This window comes from Lentzea sp. NPDC042327 (genome assembly GCF_040647275.1).
Classification (GTDB): domain Bacteria; phylum Actinomycetota; class Actinomycetes; order Mycobacteriales; family Pseudonocardiaceae; genus Lentzea.
The window spans coordinates 161,933-184,447 of record NZ_JBEZBX010000008.1; the positions used below are offsets into that span (position 1 = coordinate 161,933).

Consider the following 22,515-nt stretch of genomic DNA (forward strand, 5'->3'; position numbering starts at 1 on the left):
CCGTCCTCGTCGGCGAGCCGGACCAACTCGGTTACCCTGCCCAGGTGCTGCTGAGTGACCAGGATCTGCGCAAAGAGGTCGAGTCCGGCCGTCTCCACCTCGACCCCTTCGACGCCGAGATGCTCCAACCGAGCAGCATCGACGTGCGGCTCGACCGGTTCTTCCGGGTCTTCAACAACACGAAGTACACGCACATCGACCCGTCACAGCAGCAGGACGACCTGACGAGCCTGGTGGAGACGCCGGAGGGTGAGCAGTTCGTGTTGCACCCCGGTGAGTTCGTGCTGGGCAGCACCTACGAGATGGTGACGCTCCCGGACGACCTGGCGGGCCGGCTGGAGGGCAAGTCCAGCCTGGGGCGCCTCGGGTTGCTCACGCACTCCACGGCCGGGTTCATCGACCCGGGGTTCTCCGGCCACATCACGCTGGAGCTGTCGAACGTCGCGAACCTGCCGATCACGCTGCACCCCGGCATGAAGATCGGCCAGCTGTGCCTGTTCAAGCTGTCGAGCCCGGCGGAGCACCCGTACGGTTCGACGCAGGCCGGCAGCCGGTACCAGGGGCAGCGGGGACCGACGCCGAGCCGCGCGTACCTGAACTTCCACCGGACGGACACGCGCCGCTAGAAGCCGTAGCGCTCCAGCACGCGGCGGCGCAGTTCGGGATCGGTGCGCGGGACCGGTTCGAGGAAGATCTCGTCCAGATCGGGGAACTCCGAGTGCAGGTCCGCGGAGATGCGCACGCAGGCCAGTTCCAGTTCGTGGGCGGTCATGGAGTCGTCGAAGTCCAGTCGGGCGCACAGCAGGACGCGGTCGGTGCCGATGAGCATCGTCAGGACGTCCACCACGGCGTCGACCTCGGGCAGGTCGGCGAGCCACTTCCAGATCGCCTTGACCACCACCTGGTCTGCCTGGCGGCCGATCAGCAGGCCGCGGTTGGTGCGGGCCAGGGTGTAGGCGACGAGGGCGAGCAGCACGCCGATCGCCAGTGACGCGAGGCCGTCCCACACCGACGAGCCGGTCAGCTGGTGCAGGCCGAGGCCGGTGAACGCGAGGACCAGGCCGATCAGGGCCGCCGAGTCCTCCAGGAACACGGTCTTCACGGTGGGGTCGTCGGACTCGCGCAGGAACGCCCAGAAGCTCTTGCCGTGCTCGGCGGACTGGGAGCGGACCTGGCGGAACGCCTGCGTCCACGACACGGACTCCAGCAGGAACGCCAGTGCCAGCACGATGTAGCCGACCAGGGGGCGGGTCTGCTCCTCCGGTTCGCCGAAGACGGTGCGGAAGCCCTCGTAGAACGCGAACATCGCGCCGGAGGCGAAGATCGAGACGGCGGCCAGCAGCGACCAGAAGTAGCGCTCCTTGCCGTAGCCGAAGGGGTGGCGGCGGTCGGCCGGGCGGTCGGAGCGGCGCAGGGCCGTGAGCAGCAGGGCCTCGGTGAACGTGTCGGCCACCGAGTGCGCGGCCTCGGAGAGGATCGCGGCCGAACCGGTCAGCACGCCCGCGATGGCCTTGGTGATGGCGATCGCCAGGTTCACCAGCAGGGCGAGTACGACGGTCAGCGTGCTTTCCCCAGAGCCCTGCGGCTTGTCGCTCATGGTGATCAGCGTAGGCCCGGCGGGGCCGCTCCACCGGTTGTGACCTGGCACGATCCGAACCCCGGCAACCGGACAAACCGCCCTGAACCACAGGCGTTCATTGGTTCATTCGAGTGACATTCGGGGAACCGGGCAACATCACCGGGGGCTGTGGTGTCTTAGGGACGGGATCTGCTCCGGGGGGAGACGCTGATCACCAAGGGGGTAAGACGGAACCGCCCGCGTCCAGCGAGAGGACGCGGGCGGTTCTGCGTCCGGCGCACCACGCCGGCGCTCCCGGCCACTTAGGACCGAAGTGGTTAGTCTGCGGCATGGGCATCTTGGTGCATGTGCTGCTGACTGCCGTGGCGGTCTGGGTCTCGACGGCCATTCCCGGCATCGACCTGGGCGAGGGCAGCACCGGGTCGCGGATTCTCACGCTGATCGGCGTGGCGGTGATCTTCGGCCTGGTGAACGCGGTCGTGAAGCCGCTCGTGAAGTTCTTCGGCTGCCTGTTCTACCTGCTGACGCTCGGTCTGATCGGGCTCGTGGTGAACGCGCTGCTGTTCATGCTCACCGGCTGGCTGGCCGAGCAGCTGGACCTGCCGTTCCGCGTCGACGGGTTCTGGCCCGCCTTCTGGGGCGCGATCATCGTGGCGCTCGCGAGCTGGCTGCTGAACGTGGTCTACGACAAGGTCACCGACAACGACTGACGCGCAACGAGAAAGGCCCTCGGTCCGATGGACCGAGGGCCTTTCTCGTTGCGCGTCAGGCTCAGGCCTTCGCCTTGTCCTCGTTCGGCAGCGGCGTGCCGGTCGGGACCTCGTCGGTCGGCGTGTCGGCCTTCTCCGTGCTGCGCTTCACCGACGCCAGCAGCATCTGCGCCACGTCCACGACCTCCACGTGCGCACCGGCCTGGCCGTCGGACTGCCGCGCGGTCACGCCGTCGGTCAGCATCACGCGGCAGAACGGGCAGCCGGTCGCGATCTTCGACGGCGCGGTGCCCAGCGCCTCGTCGACGCGATCGATGTTGATGCGCTTGCCGATCCGCTCCTCCATCCACATGCGGGCGCCACCGGCACCGCAGCACATGGAGCGCTCCTCGTGGCGCGGCATCTCGCGCAGCTTCGCGCCGGACGCGCCGATGAGCTCGCGCGGGGCCTCGTAGACCTTGTTGTGGCGGCCCAGGTAGCACGGGTCGTGGTAGGTCACGTCCTCGGTGACCGGCGCGACCGGCACCAGGCGGCGTTCGCGCACCAGCTTGTTCAGCAGCTGCGTGTGGTGCACGACCTCGTACGTGCCGCCGACCTGCGGGTACTCGTTGGCCAGCGTGTTGAAGCAGTGCGCGCACGTCACGACGATCTTGCGCTGGCCTGCCGGGCGGTCCTCGAACACCGCGTTCAGCACCTCGACGTTCTGCTGCGCCAGCATCTGGAACAGGAACTCGTTGCCGGCGCGGCGGGCCGGGTCACCGGTGCAGGTCTCCTCCGGGCCGAGCACCGCGTACTTGACGCCCGCGGTGTGCAGCAGCTCGGCCACGGCGCGGGTGGTCTTCTTCGCGCGGTCCTCGAACGCACCGGCGCAGCCGACCCAGAACAGGTACTCCGCGTCGCCCAGCTCGCCGTCGAACACCGGCACCTCGAACTCGAGGCCCTCGGTCCAGCTCAGCCGGTCCTTGGCGTTCTGGCCCCACGGGTTGCCCTTGTTCTCCAGGTTCTTGAACATCCCGCCGAGCTCGGTCGGGAAGTTCGACTCGATCAGCACCTGGTAGCGGCGCATGTCGACGATGTGGTCGACGTGCTCGATGTCGACCGGGCACTGCTCGACGCACGCGCCGCAGGTCGTGCACGACCACAGCACCTCGGGGTCGATCACGCCCAGCTCGCCGGGGCCGCCGACCAGCGGGCGCTCCGACTCGGCCATCGCCAGCACGTCGATCGACTCGAGGCGCTTCTTGTAGTCCTCGTACTTGTCCTCGGTGAGGCCGACCTCGTCACCGGCCATGTCGCGCGAGCCACCGGCGAGCAGGTACGGCGCCTTGGCGAACGCGTGGTCGCGCAGCTGCGTGATGACCATCTTCGGGGACAACGGCTTGCCGGTGTTCCAGGCGGGGCACTGCGACTGGCAGCGACCGCACTCGGTGCAGGTGGAGAAGTCGAGCCAGCCCTTCCAGCTGAAGTCCTCGACCTTGCCGACGCCGAACACGTCCTTGTCCGGGTCGGCCTCTTCGAGGTCCAGGACCTTGCCGCCGGACATCATCGGCTTCAGCGCGCCCAGCGCGACGCCACCGTCGTCCTCGCGCTTGAAGTAGATGTTGAAGAAGGCCGAGAACCGGTGCCAGGCGATGCCCATCGTCAGGTTCCGGCCGACCACGACCAGCCAGAGCATGCCGCTGAGCAGCTTGACCAGCGCCATCACCGACACCCAGATCGGGGCGGCCGGCAGGATCTGCGCGAGCGGCTGCGTCACGAACGACGTCCACAGCGGCGCGGACTCGAGGCCGCTCGACTGCTTGAACGCCTTCACGAGCAGGATGCCGAGGCCCTCGACGATGACGACGGCCTCGACGAAGTACGCCGACCTGAAGCTGGAGCCCGCGAAGCGCGAGATGCGGTCGGCGCGGCGCGGGTGGTTGCGCTGGCGGATGACCGCGAGGGCCACACCACCGACGACGGTGCCGAGGCCGAGTAGCTCGACGAGCAGCAGCCAGATCGACCACGTGCCGATGACCGGCCAGTGGAAGTGCGGGTCGAACACCTCGCCGTAGGCCTCGAACAGCACCGCGGAGCCGATGAGGAAGCCCCACATCACCATCCAGTGCCACGGGGCGACCGAGCGGAACTTCGCCATCCTGGTGTGCGCGACGAACTCGACGACCATCGTCTTCAGGCGCGGCCAGAACGGTCCCGTGCGGGTGCCGTCCGGCTGGCCGAGCCGGATGATCTTGATCATCTTCCAGACGCCGGCGACGAACACGCCCCAGGCGACGACGCTCACCACTACGGCGACGAGTCCGAGAACCAGCTGGAGGGTCATGGCGGGAGTCTAGGCCAGGTTACCGCTGAGTAACCACTTGGACGTGGCCGGTGTCTCGTCACGTACCGGTCAAGTACCCGGAATGTGATCGAAAACTTGTGGAACACTTGTTCAGATAGTTCTGCGAGGCATCCGGAGGCCGCCGTGTTGTACCTGTACCTGGCCGCGGCGATCGTCGCGGAGATCGCCGCCACCGTCTCCCTGAAGGTCTCCGACGGATTCACCAAACTGTGGCCTTCGGTGGTCGTCGTCGCCGGCTACACGATCGCCTTCACAGCGCTCTCGCGCGCGTTGAAGTTGGGTATGCCCGTGGGCGTCGCCTACGCCGTGTGGTCCGCGATCGGTGTCGCCGCCGTGGCGCTCATCGGCTGGCGGTTCCTCGGCGAGGCGCTCAACCCCACGATGGTCGTCGGGCTGGCCCTGATCATCGGGGGCGTGGTGACCCTGGAGCTCGGGAGGACGCACTGAGCGCGACGGCAGTCGACGGGCGCAAGGCGCGCGGCGAGAAGAAGCGGCGCGCCATCGTCGAGGCCACGTTGCGGGTCATCGAACGCGAGGGCGTCGCCGGGGTGACGCACCGCAGCGTGGCCCGCGAGGCCGGCGTGCCGACCACGGCGCCGACCTACTACTTCGCGACGCTCGACGACCTGCTGACCGCCACGCTGCTGTGGTCGGCCGAGGCGATGTGCGACGAGGTCCTGAAGATCATCGCCGTCGGCACCCCGCGGGAGATCGCGCGCAGCCTGGCCAGGGCGGTCGACGAGCACCGGGCGCGCACGCTCGCCGAGTACGAGCTGTACTTGCTGGCAGGGCGGCGACCGGAGCTCAAGCCCGCCGCTCGCCGCTGGCTCGACCTGGCCGCCGAGGTGGCCGCGCCCGCGGACCCCGTGGCGTTCCGCGCGTTCCTCGCCGCGATCGACGGCCTGCTCATCCAGGGGCTGATCGCCGACGTCGCCCCGGACGTGGACGAGCTGGAGCCAATCGTGTCCTTCTTGATCCGCGGTCGCGACGATCCCACGCCCGCCGCACGGGGAGAATGAGCGGCATGAGGTTCGCGCGAGAGGTGTCCGGCATCAGCCACGGGGTGAGCCTCGGGCTGCTGACCGCGCTCTACGTGCGCGACGGCCTGGCGTTGTCGGTGGACGTCGAACCGCACGTGCCGGGACTGGAACCGTCGCTGCCGGTGCACGTGCCGGCCGGGGTCGACCGCGCCGCCGTGACCGCCGAGTGGCCTGGCTGGTGGGCCGACGCGCTGGACGCGTGCACCCGCGGTGCCGAACCGGCCGTGCCCGAGGACGCGGAGGCGTTGCTGACCCGGCCGGCCAGCCGGACGGCGGTGCTCGCGCTCAAGTCCGGCATCCAGGAGCTGCACCGGGTGCAGAGCCCGGCCGCGCTGCCGATCGGCGACGTGCTGCGCGGCATCGAGTCGCGGATCGGGCGGTGGGCGCAGAGCGTGGAGCTGCACATCGCCGAGGTGCCGGTCGAGGGCCTGCTCTGGGAGCGGATCGCGCCCGCGCACGTGCTGGCGTCGTCGCGGTTCCTCAACGACCCGGCGCGGACCGCACCGGCCCTGCGCGCGGTGCTCGAAGACCTGGTCTAGGCACGGGGTAGGGAGAACCCCACCCCGCCTCCGGGGGCTGACTGCCGTGTGGCCGGACCCCGGCCGCCTCTACTTTTGTGCCCATGATGAGGGCAGCGCTGGTGGCGTTGGTGGCGGGGACGGTGCTCACGGCGCTGACGGGCTGTGGCATCCGCATCGTGAAGTACGAGTTCTCCGATGACTACGTCGTCTCGGAAACGTTCACGTCGGTGCGTGCGCGCAACGGGTCGGGTGACGTGACGATCAGGTACCAGGAGGGCCTGACCGGGACGAAGGTCCACCGCAGGGTGGAGCACGCCAAGAACAACAAGCCGGGGGGCACCACGCACCGGGTCGAGGGCGACACGCTGGTGCTGGACACCTGCGGCGACAACTGCGAGGCCAACTACGAGGTGCTCGTGCCCGCCGCCGGCATCAGGGTCGTCGGCGACGTGGGCTCGGGCGACGCGGTCGTCGAGGGCCTGGCGTCGGTCGAGTACGCGACCGGCTCCGGGGACATCACCACCCTGGACATCTCGGGGGACGTCAAGGTGAACACCGGGTCCGGCAACTTCCGGGCCACCAGGGTCGGCGGCACCGTGACCGCGGACCTCGGGTCCGGGCACATCGAGCTGAACACGGTGAAGGGCAAGCTGCTCGCCGTCACGAGGTCCGGTGACATCGACGGCTCGTCCCTGAGCGGCGAGGTGATCGCCGACGCCAGCTCGGGACGGGTCGAGCTGATCATGGCGGAGCCGCGGTCGGTGCGGGTCAACTCCGGCTCCGGCGACGTGGACGTACGGGTGCCGGGCGGTCCGTACCGGATCACCGGGGTGTCGGGCAGCGGTGACCGCGACATCCAGGTCGCGACCGCGCCGGACGCACCGCTCGAGCTCAACCTCACCACCGGTTCCGGCGAGGTCCGGGTGCTCGCCATCTGAGTCCGTCCGAGGGGGACTGTGTCGAGGGCCACTCCACAAGGGGTGGCCCTCGTGGCGTTCTGAGGGAACAACGGGAGCTTCCCGGCCGTTGTGCCAGTCAGAAAGCTTGAGTCGGGTAGGCTCAAGGTTGAGCAAGGTGGCAAACTTGAGCCAGCAACGCTCAACAAGTACTAGCGGAAGGAACTCCAATGGCGCGTGCAGTCGGCATCGACTTGGGGACGACCAACTCCGTCGTCGCCGTTCTCGAGGGCGGTGAGCCGACGGTCATCGCCAACTCGGAGGGCTCGAGGACGACCCCGTCCATCGTCGCTTTCGCCAAGAACGGCGAGGTCCTCGTGGGTCAGCCCGCGAAGAACCAGGCCGTCACCAACGTCGACCGCACCATCCGCTCGGTCAAGCGCCACATCGGCACCGACTGGAAGACCGACGAGGTCGACGGCAAGAAGTACACCTCGCAGGAGATCAGCGCGCGCGTGCTCATGAAGCTCAAGCGCGACGCCGAGGCGTACCTGGGCGAGGAGATCACCGACGCGGTCATCACCGTCCCGGCCTACTTCGAGGACGCGCAGCGGCAGGCCACCAAGGAGGCCGGCCAGATCGCGGGTCTCAACGTGCTCCGCATCGTCAACGAGCCGACCTCCGCCGCTCTGGCGTACGGCCTCGACAAGGGCGAGAAGGAGCAGACCATCCTGGTCTTCGACCTCGGTGGCGGCACGTTCGACGTCTCGCTGCTCGAGCTCGGCGACGGCGTCGTCGAGGTCCGCGCGACCTCCGGTGACAACCACCTCGGTGGCGACGACTGGGACCAGCGCGTCGTCGACTGGCTGGTCGAGCGCTTCAAGCAGGCCAACGGCATCGACCTGACCAAGGACAAGATGGCCCTGCAGCGGATTCGCGAGGCCGCTGAGAAGGCCAAGATCGAGCTGTCCAGCTCGGCGCAGGCGTCCATCAACCTGCCCTACATCACGGTGGACGCGGACAAGAACCCGCTGTTCCTCGACGAGACGCTGTCGCGCGCCGAGTTCCAGCGCATCACGTCCGACCTGCTCGAGCGCACCCGCGCGCCGTTCAACAACGTGATCAAGGACGCCGGCGTCTCCGTCGGCGACATCGACCACGTCGTGCTCGTCGGCGGCTCGACCCGCATGCCCGCCGTCGCGGAGCTCGTCAAGGAGCTGACCGGCGGCCGTGAGCCCAACAAGGGCGTGAACCCGGACGAGGTCGTCGCCGTCGGCGCCGCCCTGCAGGCCGGTGTCCTCAAGGGCGAGGTCAAGGACGTCCTGCTGCTCGACGTCACCCCGCTGTCCCTCGGCATCGAGACCAAGGGCGGCATCATGACCAAGCTGATCGAGCGCAACACCACGATCCCGACCAAGCGGTCCGAGACCTTCACGACGGCGGACGACAACCAGCCGTCCGTGCAGATCCAGGTCTTCCAGGGCGAGCGCGAGATCGCGTCGCAGAACAAGAAGCTCGGCATGTTCGAGCTGACCGGTCTGCCCCCGGCCCCGCGCGGCGTGCCGCAGATCGAGGTCACCTTCGACATCGACGCGAACGGCATCGTCCACGTGTCGGCGAAGGACCTGGGCACCGGCAAGGAGCAGTCGATGACGATCACCGGTGGCTCCGCGCTGCCGAAGGACGACATCGACCGCATGGTCAAGGACGCGGAGGCCCACGCGGAGGAGGACAAGCGCCGCCGCGAGGAGGTCGAGGTCCGCAACCAGGCCGAGACGCTGGTCTACCAGACGGAGAAGGTCGTCAAGGAGAACGACGACAAGCTCCCGGCGGAGATCAAGGACAAGGTCAACGCCGCCGTCGCCGAGGCGAACGAGGCGCTCAAGGGCACCGACATCAACGCCATCAAGGCCGCGGTGGAGAAGCTCGCGACCGAGTCGCAGGCCATCGGCCAGGCGATCTACGCCAACGCACCGGGCGCGGCGGGTGCCGAGGCCCCCGGTGCGGGCGCCGGTGCGGCCGGTGCCGGCCAGGCCAAGTCCGACAAGGACGACGACGTCGTCGACGCCGAGATCGTGGACGAGGACGAGAAGAAGTGACCGAGCCGAGGCACGCAGCTCCTGACGAGCAGCAGCCTCCCCTCGTCGTGAACGACCGGCGCCGGATCGACCCCGAAACGGGCGAGGTCCGCGCGCCGGCCGCTCCGGCGGAGGAGGGCGCAGCCCAGGAGACCGACGAGACCGTGGTCGCCGCCGAGTTCGTGGACGACGCCGCCGTCGAGCTGAAGGCCCAGCTCGACGAGCGCACCGCGGACCTGCAGCGGCTCACCGCCGAGTACGCGAACTACCGCAAGCGGGTGGAACGCGACCGGGAAGCGGTGATCAACAACGCGAAGGCGTCCGTGGCCGCCGAGCTCCTGCCGCTGCTGGACGACGTCGAACGGGCCGCCGCTCACGGCGACCTGACCGGCGCGTTCAAGGCGGTGGCGGACAAGCTCGTGTCCACGCTGCAGAAGACCGGCCTGGAGCCGTTCGCGCACGAGGGCGAGGCGTTCGACCCGTCGGTGCACGAGGCCGTGCAGCACAGCACGTCCCCGGACGTCGAGGGCCCGACCGTCACCGCCGTGCTGCGGCGCGGCTACCGGTTCGGCGAGAAGCTCGTCCGCCCGGCGCTCGTCGCCGTGACGGACCACGAGCCGGCAGCACCCGCTGAAGAGAGCTGAAGGGAGGGAGACGTCCGGTGAGTGCTAGGGACTGGATCGAGAAGGACTTCTACCGCGAACTGGGCGTCTCCTCCGACGCCTCGGCGGACGAGATCAAGAAGTCGTACCGCAAGCTCGCCCGTGAGCTGCACCCCGACGCCAACCCCGGCGACGCCAAGGCGGAGGCCCGCTTCAAGGCCGTCTCCGAGGCCTACGGGGTGCTGTCCGACGCGGCGAAGCGCAAGCAGTACGACGAGGCTCGTCGCCTGTTCGCGGGCGGAGGGGGCTTCCCCGGCGGCTTCGGCGGTGCCGGCGGCTTCGACGTCAACGACCTGTTCGGCCGGGCGGCGCAGGGCACCGGTGGCGGTGGCGGTGGCCTGGGCGACCTGCTCGGCGGCCTGTTCAACCGGCGCGGTGGCGGCGGTGCGGCCTCGGCCACGCGTCCCCGTCGCGGCGAGGACGTCGAGACCGACGTCCGGCTCGACTTCACCGAGGCGGTGAGGGGCGCGCAGGTGCCACTGCGGCTGTCCTCACCGGCCGCGTGCACGACCTGCGGCGGCTCCGGCGCCAAGCCGGGCACGACGCCGCACACCTGCGCGACCTGCTCGGGTTCCGGCCTGGTCACGCGGTCGCAGGGCGCGTTCGCGTTCAGCGAGCCGTGCCGCGACTGCCGCGGCACCGGCCGGATCATCGACGACCCGTGCGTCGAGTGCGGTGGCGACGGCGTCAGCACCCGCACCCGCACGCTGACCGTCCGAATCCCCTCGGGGGTCGACGACGGCCAGCGGATCCGCCTGGCGGGACAGGGCGAACCGGGGCGCAACGGCGGCCCGTCGGGCGACCTGTTCGTCCGCGTGCACGTCAACCCGCACAGCGTGTTCGGCCGCCAGGGCAACGACCTGACGCTGACCGCGCCGATGACGTTCCCCGAGCTGGCGCTGGGCACGACGTTGACCGTGCCGACGCTGGACGGCAAGGTGACCTTGAAGGTGCCGGCCGGCACCGCTTCCGGGCGCGTGCTGAGGGCGCGCGGCAAGGGCATCACCCGCAAGGACGGCAGCCAGGGCGATCTGCTGATCACGCTGGAGGTCGCCGTCCCGAACAACCTGTCCTCCGAGGCGCGCACGGCCCTGGAGGGCTACGCGGACGTGACCAAGGAGCACGACCCGCGAGGTGAGCTGAACGCGCTGCTGGAAGGGCGGTGAGTTCCGGTGAGTTTTCCGTTCCCGCCGGGGACTGACGAGGACACGCCGTTCTTCGTCATCTCGGTGGCAGCACAGCTCTCCGGCCTGCACGCGCAGACCCTGCGGTCCTACGACCGGATGGGCCTCGTGTCGCCGGGCCGCACCTCCGGCGGCGGCCGCCGCTACTCGATGCGCGACATCGTGCTGCTGCGCGAGGTCCAGCGCCTCTCCCAGGAGGAGGGCGTGAACCTCGCCGGCATCAAGCGCATCATCGACCTGGAGCACCAGGTCGACGCCCTGCGCGCCCGCGTGACCGAGCTGTCCCAGGAGCTGGCCCAGGCACTGGCCGCCGCCGACTCCGCGGCAGCCGCCGTGCACGCCTCCTACCGCAGGGACCTGGTCCCGGTGCGGCAGGAGACGGCGCTCGTGGTGTGGAAGCCCAAGCCGCGCAAGTAGCTCACCGCTCGAAGTAGAACCCGGTCTCCAGGTCCGCCAGGAGGCCGGGTTCCTGCGGTTCCCACCCCAGCAGCGTCCTCGTGCGCGCGCTGGACGTCGGTGCGTCCCGCGTCACCATGAACGCCAACGGCCCGAAGTGCTCCTGCGCTCGTTCCGCGGGAATGCTCTCGACCGGCAGGCCGAGCTTGCGCCCGATCGCCTCGGCGATGGTGCGCATCGGCACGGCCTCCTCGGCCACCGCGTGCAGCACCGCGCCCGTGGGCGCCGCCTCCACCGCCAGCCGGTACAGCCGCGCCGCGTCCAGGGTGTGCGCCGCGGACCAGCGGTTCGTGCCGTCACCGGGGTAGCCGGACACGCCCTTCTCCCGCGCGGTCCTGACCAGGATCGGGATGAACCCGGCCGTGTCGAGCGGGCTGTGCACGGTGGGCGGCAGCACGACCACCGAACCGCGCACGTCCGCGGCGTCGACGATCGCGTTGCGGGCGGCACCGCGGCTGTCGGTGTCGGTGACCCGGTCCTCCTCCGTCGCGGTGCGGCCCAGGTCGGCGTACGACAGCGTGCCGCTGGTGCCGATCAGGGCCTTGCCGGTGCCGGAGAGCTCGTCGAGGAACGCCTTGACCACCGCCAGGTCAGCTCCGGCGGCACCCGCGTAGTCGCCGGCGAACATCTCCTCGTGCTTGAACGCCAGGTGGACCACCGCGTCCGCCTCGGCGGCGGCCTTGCGCAGCCCGTCCAGGTCGTCGAGGTCACCGCGCCGGACCTGGGCGCCCCAGGCCTCCAGCCTGGCGGCGGACATGTCGGACCGGGCCAGGCCGACGACCTCGTGCCCGGCTCCCAGCAGCTCCGGGACCAGCGCCGAACCGACGTGACCGCTGGCGCCCGTGACGAAAACCTTCATCGCACTTCCTCAAGGTGATGGGACTTGGTCTCATCAACCGTAGCAGAGTGATGGGACTTAATCGCATCACTTAGGATGGGGTCATGGGTCGATGGGAGCCGGACGCGCGGGAGCGGTTGGTGCGCGCCGCACTCGACCTGTTCGGCGAGCAGGGGTACGACAACACCGCGGTCGCGCAGATCGCCGAACGCGCCGGGCTCACCAAGAGCACGTTCTTCCGGCACTTCCGGGACAAGCGCGAGGTGCTGTTCGGCGGTCAGGACCAGCTCGCCGAGGTGCTCACCACCGGCATCGCCTGCGCGCCGGAGCAGGCGGAACCGCTGGCCGCGGTCGAGGCGGCGCTGGTCGCGGTCGGCACCTGGTTCACCGACGAGCACCGGGCGCACGGCCCGCAGCGGCAGGCGGTGATCGAGGACCACCTGGAACTGCGTGAGCGGTCGGCGCTGAAGATGGTCGGGTTCGGCGTGGCCATGAAGGACGCGCTCGAACGCCGCGGCGTCGCCGAGCTGGCGGCAGCGGTGGCCGCCGAGCTCGGCGTGCTCGCCTTCGAACGCGCGTACGGCACGTGGGTGACGACCACCGGAGACTGGTCCGACGTCGTCCGGCGGTCGGTCGCCGAGGTGCGGACCGCGGCCGCGACGCTCGGCTAGCCGCTCACGACTCCTCGCCAGACCCCTTGCCGGCCTTCACCCCGAAGTAGTCGCCGCCCTTGCGCTTCGCGTCGTCGGTGCCCCAGTCGCGGATGCGGTCCACCGGCACCATGCGGGGGATGTGCTTGCGGCAGTGGACGTAGGCCTCCTGCACCTGCACGACGACCCAGCGCTCCACCTTGCGGTCCTCGGTGGGGAACTCCTCGCGCGGCGCGATGCGGGCCCTGCCGTTGACGTGCAGGCCGATCAGGTCCTCGGTGAAGTCCACCATCAGCATGCCGACGTGCGGGTTCTCCATGATGTTGCCGAGCGAGGCCATGACGCCGTTGCCGCGGTACTCGGGGTACGCGACGGTCCTCGGGTCGACCACCCGGATGAAGCCCGCGGGTCCGGCGCGCAGCGTCGAGTCGCATTCGCCGTCGGCGTCGGAGGTCGAGATGAACGCCATCTCCATCCGGCCGACGAACTCGGCCATCGCGGGGTTGAGGTGGTCCAGTACCTGGTCCGAGTAGAAGCGTGTGGCGCGATCGGAGGTCTCCAGGGCACATTGGAGGAAGTGCTCGCCGCGGGAGCCGGGATGTTCGACACGGTTGGGTGAGGTGGTTCCAGTCAATTCAGGCAAGGACACGCGCCACACCGTTGCACGCAAGCGCGCAACTCGGTACGGAGGGACCCTCAGATTCACACTGTTGCGGTAACAAGCAGTTGCGTACCGTAGTCATGCTTCGCTCGAAGGTGGCATCAAGGAGTCGGAAGGCCAGAACAGAGGTTAGTGTCCACCCCGTCGGGGGACGGATGTTTGACGAGCACGGCGCCTCACCGGTGCCAGGACGAAGAACGTGGAGACTGCGCGCGGACCATGACTGCGAACGCTGTGCTGAGCCCCATCCCTACCCCGCCACACCGTGAACCCCCGCCTGGCGTCACCGCGATGGTGCGGATGATCCGGGAGAGCTTCGCGGTGGTGGAGCCGCATTCCGAAGAAGTGGCGAAGTTCTTCTACGGGATGCTCTTCTCGCTCTCGCCCGCCACACGCGAGATGTTCCCCGCCAACATGGAGGTGCAGCGGAGCCGTCTGCTGCGCGCCCTGGTGCACGTGGTGCAGATGGTCGACCGCCCGGACGACCTGATCCCCTTCCTCCGCCAGCTGGGCCGCGACCACCGCAAGTTCGGTGTCATCAACGTCCACTACGAGGCGGTCGGCACGGCACTGCTGTCGGCGGTGAAGAAGTTCGCCGGTGCCGCCTGGACGCCGAAGGTCGAGATGGCCTGGGCCGAGGCGTACACGCTGATGGCCCGCGCGATGCAGGAGGCGGCCGACGCCGACAACGGGCCCGCGTACTGGCACGCGACGGTGCTGGAGCACCAGCGCGTGTCGTGGGACCTGGCGGTCGTGCGGCTGCAGCCCGACCACCCGGTCAACTACCGCGCCGGGCAGTACGTGTCCGTCGAGACGCCGCAGCGCAAGCGGCTGTGGCGCTACTACACGCCGGCGAACGCGCCGCGCGAGGACGGCATCATCGAGTTCCACATCCGGTCCGTCGACGGCGGCTGGGTGTCGCGCTCGGTGGTCGGCCACACACAGGCCGGCGACACGTGGCGCATCGGACCGCCGATGGGACGCCTCTCGGTCGACCGCACGTCCGGGTCGGACATCCTGATGGTGGCCGGTGGCACGGGCGTCGCGCCGATGCACGCGATCATCGACGAGATGGCGCAGTGGGGCGACAACCCGCGCGTGCACCTGTTCTACGGCGGCCGCACCCGCGAGGACCTCTACGACCTGGACAACCTGCAGCGCATCGCGACCACGAACCCGTGGCTCACGGTCGTGCCGGTGCTGGAGTCGGACCCCGGCGTCCGCGGTGTCGAGCAGGGCACCCTGGCCGACGTGGTCACCCGCTACGGCGCGTGGGAGGAACGCGACGTCCTGGTCTGCGGCAGCCCGGCGATGATCAGGTCGACGGTGTCCCGCATGCTGGTCGCCGGAACTCCGCTCGACCGGATCAAGTACGACCCGTTCACGCTGGACTAGGCTCGGCACGTCGAAAGCGACTGGCGTGCCGAGGGTGGAACCGACCACCGGGAAGCGACTGCCGAGCGCCCGGGTGCACCGGTGTGGAGCTGAGCCGTGCTCTGGCCAGCAGGTCGTAGACCAGGTCGAACAGCTCGCGATCGACCGTGCGAAGGCCCTGTTCGGCGTGGACCACGCCAACGTTCAGCCGCTGTCCGGCGCGCCCGCGAACCTCGCGGTGTACCTCGCGTTCCTGTCGCCGGGCGACACGGTGATGGGCATGTCGCTGCCGATGGGCGGCCACCTGACCCACGGCTGGAACGTGTCCGCGACCGGCAGGTGGTTCCACGCGGTGCAGTACGACGTGCGCAAGGACACCGGCGTCGTCGACCTGGACCAGGTCCGCTCCCTCGCGCTCGCCGAACGCCCGAAGGTGATCTTCTGCGGTGGCACGGCCATCCCGCGCACGATCGACTTCCCGGCGTTCGCCGCCATCGCAGCCGAGGTCGGCGCCGTCCTGGTCGCCGACATCGCGCACATCGCCGGTCTCGTCGCGGGCGGCGCCCACCCGTCCCCGGTCGGTCACGTCCCGGTGATCACCACGACCACGCACAAGACGCTCCGCGGCCCGCGTGGCGCCATGATCCTCAGCGACGCCGAGCACGCCAGGGCCGTCGACCGCGCGGTCTTCCCTGGCCTGCAGGGCGGCCCGCACAACCACACGACCGCCGCCATCGCCGTGGCCCTGCACGAGGCGTTCCGCGAGTACGCGCACACCGTCGTGGCCAACGCACAGGCGCTCGCGGCCGCGTTGCTGGATCGGGGCTTCGACCTGGTCTCCGGTGGCACCGACAACCACCTGATCTTGATCGACCTGACGTCCAGGGGTATCGGCGGCAAGCCGGCCGCGCGGGCACTGGACAGGGCGGGCATCGAGCTGAACTACAACGCGGTGCCGTACGACTCCCGCACGCCGTTCGACCCGTCCGGCATCCGGCTCGGCACCCCCGCCGTCACCACCCGCGGCCTCCGCCCGTCCCACATGCCGCAGATCGCCGACTGGATCGACCGGGCGACCACCGCCGTCGCTGACGAACCCGCACTCGCACGCATCGCCACCGAGGTCGAGGACCTGCTCACCTCCCTCTAACCCCCGCCGTAAGTGCACGCGGGGACCTTTCGTACCCCTGGGAGGGCACGCGGGGACCTTTCGTACCCCGGGAGTGCACGCGGGGACCTTTCGTACCCCCAGAGGGCACGCGGGGAGCTTTCGTAACCCTCGGGAGTGCACGCGGGGAGCTTTCGTAACCCCTCTGGGAGGGCACGCGGGGACCCCGCGTACCCCCAGAGGGCACGCGGGGTCCCCGCGTGCCCTCCACTCCTGGAGGAGTGACGCAGGAGACCGTGGGAAAGTTGTTCTAGCTAACTATTTCCCGATATAGTTGTATGGCATCAACTAACTACTGGAGGTGTGCTTGAACCGGCCCTCGTCGCATCGGGAGATCCTCGAAGCGCTGTCCGGCATCTGGGTGGCGTTGCTCGTCGCGATCCTCAGCTCCACCATCGTCTCGAACGCTCTCCCGACGATCCTGGCCGAGCTCAAGGGCACCCAGACCCAGTACACCTGGGTCATCACGGCGATGCTGCTGGCCTCCACGGCCAGCACGCCGCTGTGGGGCAAGCTCGCGGACCTCTTCGACAAGAAGAAGCTGCTGCAGGCGGGCATCGTGCTGTTCGTCATCGGCAGCGTGCTGTCGGGCCTGAGCCAGAACATGGAGCAGCTCATCGCGTTCCGGGTCGTGCAGGGCCTGGGCATGGGCGGTGTGCAGGCGCTCGGCCAGGTCGTGGTCGGCGCGCTGCTCAGCCCGCGTGAACGCGGCCGTTACAGCGGCTACACCGGCATGGTGATCTCGGCGGGCACCGTCGGCGGACCGCTGGTGGGCGGGTTCCTCGTCGACTGGCCCGGCTGGCGCTGGTGCTTCTTCGTGTGCGTGCCGCTGGCCCTCGTGGCCCTCGCCGTGCTGCACAAGACGCTGCACCTGCCCGTGCAGAAGCAGCACGTGAAGATCGACTACCTGGGCGCCACGCTGATCACCGGCGGGGTGAGCCTGGTGCTGATGTGGGTGTCGTTCGCCGGCAAGGACTTCGCCTGGTTCTCCGGTGAGAGCGCCCTGTACGTGGGCGGTGTGGTGCTCGCGCTGACCGCCGCCTACTTCGTCGAGCGCAGGGCCTCTGCCCCGGTCATCCCGCTGCACCTGTTCCGCAACCGCACGGTCGTGCTGGCGATGCTGGGTGGCATCGCGGTCGGCACGGCGATGTTCGGCGCCTCGGTGTTCATGGGGCAGTACTTCCAGATCGCGCGCGGGTTCTCGCCCACGAAGGCGGGGCTGCTCACGGTGCCGCTGGTGCTCGGGCTGAGCATCTCCTCGACCGTCAGCGGCCAGCTGATCGCGAAGAGCGGCCGGTGGAAGAGCTACCTGGTCTGGGGTGCGTTCTCGCTGGTCATCGGACTGGCGCTGCTCGGCACGATCGACCACGGCACCAACCTCACGCTGATGGGCGCCTACCTGCTGCTGGTCGGCGTGGGCGTCGGGCTGACCATGCAGAACCTGGTGCTGGCCGTGCAGAACGGCGTGGGCATGGCCGACCTGGGCGCGGCGAGCTCCACGGCGACGTTCCTGCGGTCGCTGGGAGGCACGGCCGGCGTCTCGGTGCTCGGTGCGGTGCTGGCCGCCCACGTGAGCACCACGTCGCTCGACCGCGGCTCCCTCTCCCCGGCCGTGCGCAACTCCTACGGCGACGCGATGGGCGAGCTGTTCCTGATCGCCGCCGGGCTCGCGGTCTTCACCGTCATCGCAGTGCTGCTGATCAAGGAACAGCCGCTGCGGGACTCCGTGGACGTGACGGCGGAGATCACCCCAACGGGTTCTGGCGCACAGACGGTCGCCACCGAACTTGCCTCACCTGTGGATACTGACCAGCGGATTGTGGACAACTCAACCCCTGGTGTGGACAAGCGGTTGATCCGAACGAGTGACGGCGATCATGAGGTCGCGGCACGTTCGGCTGCGCTGCGTTCCACGCAGAACTCGTTGCCCTCGGGGTCGCGCATCGTGACCCAGCCGGTGCCGTCTGCCCTGCGCTGATCGTCGTAGACCGTCGCACCGATCCCCAGCAGCCGGTCGACCTCCTCGTCGCGGGAGAGGTCGGCCGGCTGCAGGCAGATGTGCACCCGGTTCTTGACCGCCTTGTCCTCGGGAACGGCGACGAACAGGTAGCGGATGCCGTTCGGCAGTTCGATCAGGCACTCGTCGTCGCCGGGGTTGTCGTCGGGGTGCAGCGGCAGCCCGAGCACCTTGCTCCACCACGACGCGATCTCGTAGGAGTCGCGCGCGTCGACGGTGACGTTGTGGATGATTGAGGTCATGGCGCTGATCTTCGCCCATCCCCGCTCCACCGACGTGCGATTTTCGCGACCTCCGTCACGTTCTCGTAGTTGAGCGGAACAGGCTCAACTTTTCTGACGTTGTGCGGGATGATGGTCCGTGCCGCAGGCTGACCACGAGGTGGAGGAATGGACGCTTTCAACCCGACGACCAAGACCCAGCAGGCCGTGTCCGCGGCCGTGCAGGCAGCGACCCTCAACGGGAACCCCGACGTGGGACCCGTGCACCTGCTCGGTGCCCTGCTGGCGCAGGCGGACGGGTTGACCGCGCCGTTGCTCTCCGCGGTGGGCGCCGACCCGACGCTGGTGCGCAAGGAGCTGGAGCAGCTCTCCCGCGCGCTGCCCAGCGCCTCCGGTGCGAGCGTGTCCGCCCCGCAGTTCTCGCGCGACGCCGTGCGGGTGCTCAGCCGGGCGCAGGAGCTCGCCACCGAGATGGGCGACGAGTACGTGTCCACCGAGCACCTGCTCGTGGGCCTGGCGCAGCACGGTGGCCAGGTGGCCGACCTGCTGCGGCGCAACGGCGCGACGCCCGAGGCGCTGACCGAGGCCTTCACGAAGGTGCGCGGCTCGGCGCGGGTCACCTCGGCCGACCCCGAGGGCACCTACAAGGCGCTGGAGAAGTACGGCGTCGACCTGACCGAACGTGCCCGCAAGGGCGAGCTCGACCCGGTGATCGGCCGCGACTCCGAGATCCGCCGCGTCGTGCAGGTGCTGTCCCGGCGCACCAAGAACAACCCGGTGCTGATCGGCGAGCCCGGCGTCGGCAAGACCGCCATCGTCGAGGGCCTGGCCCAGCGCGTGGTGGCAGGTGACGTGCCGGAGTCGTTGCGCGGCAAGCGGGTCGTGTCGCTGGACCTCGGCTCGATGGTCGCGGGCGCCAAGTACCGCGGTGAGTTCGAGGAGCGGCTCAAGGCCGTCCTCAAGGAGATCACCGACTCGGCCGGCCAGGTCATCACGTTCATCGACGAGCTGCACACGATCGTCGGCGCCGGCGCGACCGGTGAGTCCGCCATGGACGCCGGCAACATGATCAAGCCGATGCTGGCGCGCGGCGAGCTGCGCATGGTCGGTGCCACGACGCTCGACGAGTACCGCGAGCACATCGAGAAGGACGCCGCACTGGAGCGCCGCTTCCAGCAGGTGCTGGTCGGCGAGCCCTCGGTCGAGGACACCGTCGGCATCCTGCGCGGCCTCAAGGAGCGCTACGAGGTGCACCACGGCGTGCGCATCACCGACGCCGCCCTCGTCGCCGCGGCCACGCTGTCCGACCGCTACATCACCGCGCGCTTCCTGCCGGACAAGGCCATCGACCTCGTCGACGAGGCCGCGTCCCGGCTGCGCATGGAGATCGACTCGCGTCCGGTCGAGATCGACACCGTCGAGCGCTCGGTCCGCCGTCTCGAGATCGAGGAGATGGCGCTGGCCAAGGAGTCCGACCCGGCGTCGCTGGAACGGCTCTCCGCCCTGCGCGCCGAGCTGGCCGAGAAGCGCGAGGAGCTGTCCGCGCTGACCGCCCGCTGGCAGAACGAGAAGGGCTCGATCGACAAGGTCCGCACCCTGAAGGAGCAGCTGGAGTCGCTGCGCGGCGAGTCGGAGCGCGCCGAGCGCGACGGCGACCTCGGCCGGGCCGCCGAGCTGCGCTACGGCCGGATCCCGGCGCTGGAGAAGGAGCTGGCGGCCGCCGCGGAGGCGTCCACCCAGGAGTCCGCCATGCTCAAGGAGGAGGTCGGCTCGGACGACGTCGCCGACGTCGTGTCCGCGTGGACCGGCATCCCCGCCGGCCGGCTGCTGGAGGGCGAGACCGCGAAGCTGCTGCGGATGGAGGACGAGCTCACCCGCCGCGTCGTCGGCCAGGCCGAGGCCGTGCGCGTCGTCTCGGACGCCGTGCGCCGCACCCGTGCCGGCGTCGCCGACCCGGACCGCCCGACCGGCTCGTTCCTGTTCCTCGGCCCCACCGGTGTCGGCAAGACCGAGCTCGCGAAGGCGCTGGCGTCGTTCCTGTTCGACGACGAGCGGGCGATGATCCGCATCGACATGAGCGAGTACTCCGAGAAGCACTCGGTGGCCCGCCTGGTCGGTGCCCCTCCCGGCTACGTCGGCTACGACCAGGGCGGGCAGCTCACCGAGTCGGTCCGCCGCCGCCCGTACTCGGTCGTGCTGCTCGACGAGGTCGAGAAGGCGCACCCGGACGTCTTCGACGTGCTGCTGCAGGTCCTCGACGACGGCCGCCTGACCGACGGCCAGGGCCGCACCGTGGACTTCCGCAACACGATCCTGGTGCTCACCTCGAACCTGGGCTCGCAGGCCATCGCGAACCCGTCGCTCACCGAGGTCGAGCGCAAGGACGCGGTGCTGGCGGTGGTGCAGCGCCACTTCAAGCCGGAGTTCCTGAACCGGCTCGACGACGTGGTGGTGTTCCACGCCCTCGCCACCGAGGAGCTGACGTCCATCGTGGACATCCAGATCGCCCGCCTGGCCGAGCGCCTCGCCGCGCGCAGGCTGACGCTGGAGGTCACGACGGCCGCACGCGACTGGCTGGCGCTCAACGGGTTCGACCCGGTGTACGGCGCCCGGCCGCTGCGCAGGCTGGTGCAGTCGGCGATCGGCGACCAGCTGGCCAAGGAGCTGCTGGCCGGCGAGGTGCGCGACGGTGACGCGGTGAAGGTCGACGTGGTGGACGACCAGTCCGGCCTGATCGTGGGCCGCGGCGTCTAGTTCCACCGAGCTGGGCTGAGGTGTCGTCGCGGGTGTGGTCAACCCACACCCGCGACGCCGTTCCAGCCCGCCCGATCCCCCGCGGTCGATAGGTTGACCGCCATGGGGGATCTTCGCTTCGTGCGGTTCGAAGGGGTCGAGCCGACCGCCCGCGGCACCTGGCCGGGTGTCTTCGGGCTGGTGAACGGCCTGCGCAGGGCCGGTCGGCTGACCGCGGAGCAGGAGTCGTACTGCCGTGTGAACGGTGACTGGTTCAACGCCGCCTACACCGACCCGTCGACGGTCGACCCGGCCGTGTACGACCGCGAGCTCAACCCCGGTGCCGCCGCGTGGTTCAAGGTCGAGGCGACGCACCTGGTCGAGCGCGTGGCCGGCTACCTGGACATCCTCGACGCCCACGGCGTGCGGTGGCGCAGGGTGGAGTCCGACGACCCCGGTCGCGTCGTCTACGAGGACGCGGACCAGGTCGTCGTCGTGCCCCGGTGACCGGTCGCGGGACCCCCGCCGACGTGGAAACACGGCCCCCGGCCCACGACGCGCGGAAGTGATCTTCGTTCTCGGCTGCCGACCCACTACGCTTCAGCTGTGGGTGGCATACCGGCGTGGGTCTGGTTCACCGTCGCCGCTGTGGCGGGCGTGGCGGGGTTCGCCCTGCTCGCGACCGACCGGGCGCAACGAACCGCGCGTAATCGTGAACGGCGCCGTTGGGCTGCCCTGCGCGGCTGGCAGTTCGAAGAGACAGACCACGTGCTGCCGACACGCTGGGAAGCGGGCGCGATCGCCTACTACGGCACCGGGCTCGCCCGTGACGTGGTCGCCGGTTCGACCTTCACCGCGGACGGGCGGCGCCAGGTCTACGTGCTCGACCACGAGACCGGCGGCAAGGTCAACTCGGTGCTGGTCGGCGTGCGGTGCCGCCGCGCGTTGTCCGTGGTCATCGAGCTGTGGCTGTCGACTGTGCCGTTCCAGCGGGACAAGATGCCGGACCTGCTCGGACCGGTCGGGTCGCGCTACGCGTTCGTGACGGACGTGCCCGCGGCGCGCAAGCTCATCACGCCGGACCTGATCGACGCGGCCGAGGAGATCGGTGGCGACGTCACGGTCGTCTGGCTGGAGAACGACTGGGTACTGGCCTCCGCGCCGCCGAACTCGTCGCCCGCGCGCCTGGAGCGGCTGCTGCGCGACGTCGGCGAGCTCGCGGACGTGATCGACCCGTTCGATGCGGACCCGGCGCGGGACGAGCCCGTCGCGGACGCCGAGGACGAGGGCGGAGAGGTCTACCGGCCGACGTTCGGGCGAAAGCAGACGTAGCTGGTTCGGGTGTGACTCACGTCATACCTCACTCTGCGTGGAACCGCGTGC

The 22,515-nt window shown here is 69.8% G+C and carries 22 protein-coding genes; 17 read left to right on the top strand and 5 right to left on the bottom strand.

Annotation, left to right across the window (positions count from 1 at the left end; genetic code table 11):
- The first annotated feature begins 44 nt into the window (after positions 1–44).
- Positions 45–626 carry a dCTP deaminase gene (gene dcd, locus AB0A63_RS21740; RefSeq protein WP_360394139.1) on the top strand — a complete coding sequence of 194 codons (582 nt, stop codon included), beginning with the start codon at positions 45–47 and terminating at the stop codon, positions 624–626.
- On the opposite strand, the gene AB0A63_RS21745 is transcribed toward dcd, so the two are convergent.
- Entirely contained in the window at positions 623–1,597 is a 975-nt protein-coding gene (locus AB0A63_RS21745) for a cation diffusion facilitator family transporter (RefSeq protein ID WP_360394141.1), read from the bottom strand. The genes dcd and AB0A63_RS21745 overlap by 4 nt on opposite strands.
- A 311-nt stretch (positions 1,598–1,908) precedes the next feature.
- Here AB0A63_RS21745 and AB0A63_RS21750 point away from each other — a divergent pair, with 311 nt between their 5' ends.
- Positions 1,909–2,289, top strand: coding sequence for a phage holin family protein (locus AB0A63_RS21750; RefSeq protein ID WP_360394144.1), 381 nt, complete (start codon positions 1,909–1,911; stop codon positions 2,287–2,289).
- Positions 2,290–2,350: 61 nt separating this feature from the next.
- Here the strand turns inward: AB0A63_RS21750 and AB0A63_RS21755 are convergent, their stop codons facing one another.
- Entirely contained in the window at positions 2,351–4,612 is a 2,262-nt protein-coding gene (locus AB0A63_RS21755; protein ID WP_360394147.1) for a (Fe-S)-binding protein, read from the bottom strand.
- Positions 4,613–4,756: 144 nt separating this feature from the next.
- Between AB0A63_RS21755 and AB0A63_RS21760 the strand changes: the two genes are divergently transcribed.
- The 8 genes from AB0A63_RS21760 (at position 4,757) to AB0A63_RS21795 (ending at position 11,431) form a co-directional block, all read left to right on the top strand.
- The gene (locus tag AB0A63_RS21760) at positions 4,757–5,080 is read left to right on the top strand and encodes a multidrug efflux SMR transporter (RefSeq protein ID WP_360394150.1); all 324 of its coding nucleotides are present in this window, start codon (positions 4,757–4,759) and stop codon (positions 5,078–5,080) included.
- Entirely contained in the window at positions 5,077–5,652 is a 576-nt protein-coding gene (locus tag AB0A63_RS21765) for a TetR family transcriptional regulator (protein ID WP_360394826.1), read from the top strand. The genes AB0A63_RS21760 and AB0A63_RS21765 overlap by 4 nt, the downstream gene beginning before the upstream one ends.
- 5 nt (positions 5,653–5,657) lie before the next feature.
- Positions 5,658–6,212 (top strand): hypothetical protein, encoded by a 555-nt coding sequence (locus AB0A63_RS21770; RefSeq protein WP_360394153.1) that lies wholly within the window; start codon positions 5,658–5,660, stop codon positions 6,210–6,212.
- Between the two features lie 83 nt (positions 6,213–6,295).
- A complete protein-coding gene (locus AB0A63_RS21775) occupies positions 6,296–7,132 on the top strand; it encodes a DUF4097 family beta strand repeat-containing protein (protein WP_360394156.1) in 837 nt (278 codons plus the stop codon).
- A gap of 188 nt (positions 7,133–7,320) precedes the next feature.
- Entirely contained in the window at positions 7,321–9,189 is a 1,869-nt protein-coding gene (gene dnaK / locus AB0A63_RS21780) for a molecular chaperone DnaK (protein ID WP_360394159.1), read from the top strand.
- Positions 9,186–9,812: a nucleotide exchange factor GrpE gene (gene grpE / locus AB0A63_RS21785; RefSeq protein WP_360394161.1), complete on the top strand. Its 627-nt coding sequence runs from the start codon at positions 9,186–9,188 to the stop codon at positions 9,810–9,812. Before dnaK ends, grpE begins: the two co-directional genes overlap by 4 nt.
- Before the next feature lie 17 nt (positions 9,813–9,829).
- Entirely contained in the window at positions 9,830–10,996 is a 1,167-nt protein-coding gene (gene dnaJ / locus AB0A63_RS21790; RefSeq protein ID WP_360394164.1) for a molecular chaperone DnaJ, read from the top strand.
- A gap of 6 nt (positions 10,997–11,002) precedes the next feature.
- On the top strand, positions 11,003–11,431 hold the full coding sequence (locus AB0A63_RS21795; protein ID WP_360394166.1) for a helix-turn-helix transcriptional regulator: 429 nt from the start codon (positions 11,003–11,005) through the stop codon (positions 11,429–11,431).
- A gap of 1 nt (position 11,432) precedes the next feature.
- Here the strand turns inward: AB0A63_RS21795 and AB0A63_RS21800 are convergent, their stop codons facing one another.
- Positions 11,433–12,329, bottom strand: a complete 897-nt coding sequence (locus tag AB0A63_RS21800) for an SDR family oxidoreductase (protein ID WP_360394169.1) — start codon at positions 12,327–12,329, stop codon at positions 11,433–11,435.
- A gap of 83 nt (positions 12,330–12,412) precedes the next feature.
- On the opposite strand from AB0A63_RS21800, the gene AB0A63_RS21805 reads away from it, so the two are divergent.
- Positions 12,413–12,979: a helix-turn-helix domain-containing protein gene (locus tag AB0A63_RS21805; RefSeq protein ID WP_360394172.1), complete on the top strand. Its 567-nt coding sequence runs from the start codon at positions 12,413–12,415 to the stop codon at positions 12,977–12,979.
- A gap of 4 nt (positions 12,980–12,983) precedes the next feature.
- Here the strand turns inward: AB0A63_RS21805 and AB0A63_RS21810 are convergent, their stop codons facing one another.
- Positions 12,984–13,454, bottom strand: coding sequence for a pyridoxamine 5'-phosphate oxidase family protein (locus AB0A63_RS21810; protein ID WP_360394175.1), 471 nt, complete (start codon positions 13,452–13,454; stop codon positions 12,984–12,986).
- 456 nt (positions 13,455–13,910) lie between these two features.
- Here AB0A63_RS21810 and AB0A63_RS21815 point away from each other — a divergent pair, with 456 nt between their 5' ends.
- The 3 genes from AB0A63_RS21815 to AB0A63_RS21825 all read left to right on the top strand — a co-directional run bounded on the left by AB0A63_RS21815 (position 13,911) and on the right by AB0A63_RS21825 (position 18,139).
- Positions 13,911–15,014, top strand: coding sequence for an FAD-binding oxidoreductase (locus AB0A63_RS21815; RefSeq protein ID WP_360394178.1), 1,104 nt, complete (start codon positions 13,911–13,913; stop codon positions 15,012–15,014).
- 58 nt (positions 15,015–15,072) lie between these two features.
- Positions 15,073–16,143 (top strand): serine hydroxymethyltransferase, encoded by a 1,071-nt coding sequence (gene glyA / locus AB0A63_RS21820; RefSeq protein WP_360394829.1) that lies wholly within the window; start codon positions 15,073–15,075, stop codon positions 16,141–16,143.
- Between the two features lie 325 nt (positions 16,144–16,468).
- On the top strand, positions 16,469–18,139 hold the full coding sequence (locus AB0A63_RS21825; RefSeq protein ID WP_360394180.1) for an MDR family MFS transporter: 1,671 nt from the start codon (positions 16,469–16,471) through the stop codon (positions 18,137–18,139).
- Here AB0A63_RS21825 and AB0A63_RS21830 read toward each other — a convergent pair.
- Positions 18,037–18,420: a VOC family protein gene (locus AB0A63_RS21830; protein ID WP_360394183.1), complete on the bottom strand. Its 384-nt coding sequence runs from the start codon at positions 18,418–18,420 to the stop codon at positions 18,037–18,039. The two genes, AB0A63_RS21825 and AB0A63_RS21830, sit on opposite strands and share 103 nt — an antisense overlap.
- A gap of 147 nt (positions 18,421–18,567) precedes the next feature.
- Here AB0A63_RS21830 and clpB point away from each other — a divergent pair, with 147 nt between their 5' ends.
- The 3 genes from clpB (at position 18,568) to AB0A63_RS21845 (ending at position 22,464) form a co-directional block, all read left to right on the top strand.
- The gene (gene clpB / locus AB0A63_RS21835) at positions 18,568–21,153 is read left to right on the top strand and encodes an ATP-dependent chaperone ClpB (protein WP_360394186.1); all 2,586 of its coding nucleotides are present in this window, start codon (positions 18,568–18,570) and stop codon (positions 21,151–21,153) included.
- Positions 21,154–21,255: 102 nt separating this feature from the next.
- A complete protein-coding gene (locus AB0A63_RS21840) occupies positions 21,256–21,639 on the top strand; it encodes a hypothetical protein (protein WP_360394189.1) in 384 nt (127 codons plus the stop codon).
- Between the two features lie 108 nt (positions 21,640–21,747).
- Complete coding sequence (locus AB0A63_RS21845; RefSeq protein ID WP_360394832.1) at positions 21,748–22,464, top strand: hypothetical protein; 717 nt, start codon at positions 21,748–21,750, stop codon at positions 22,462–22,464.
- Positions 22,465–22,515 lie beyond the last annotated feature (51 nt).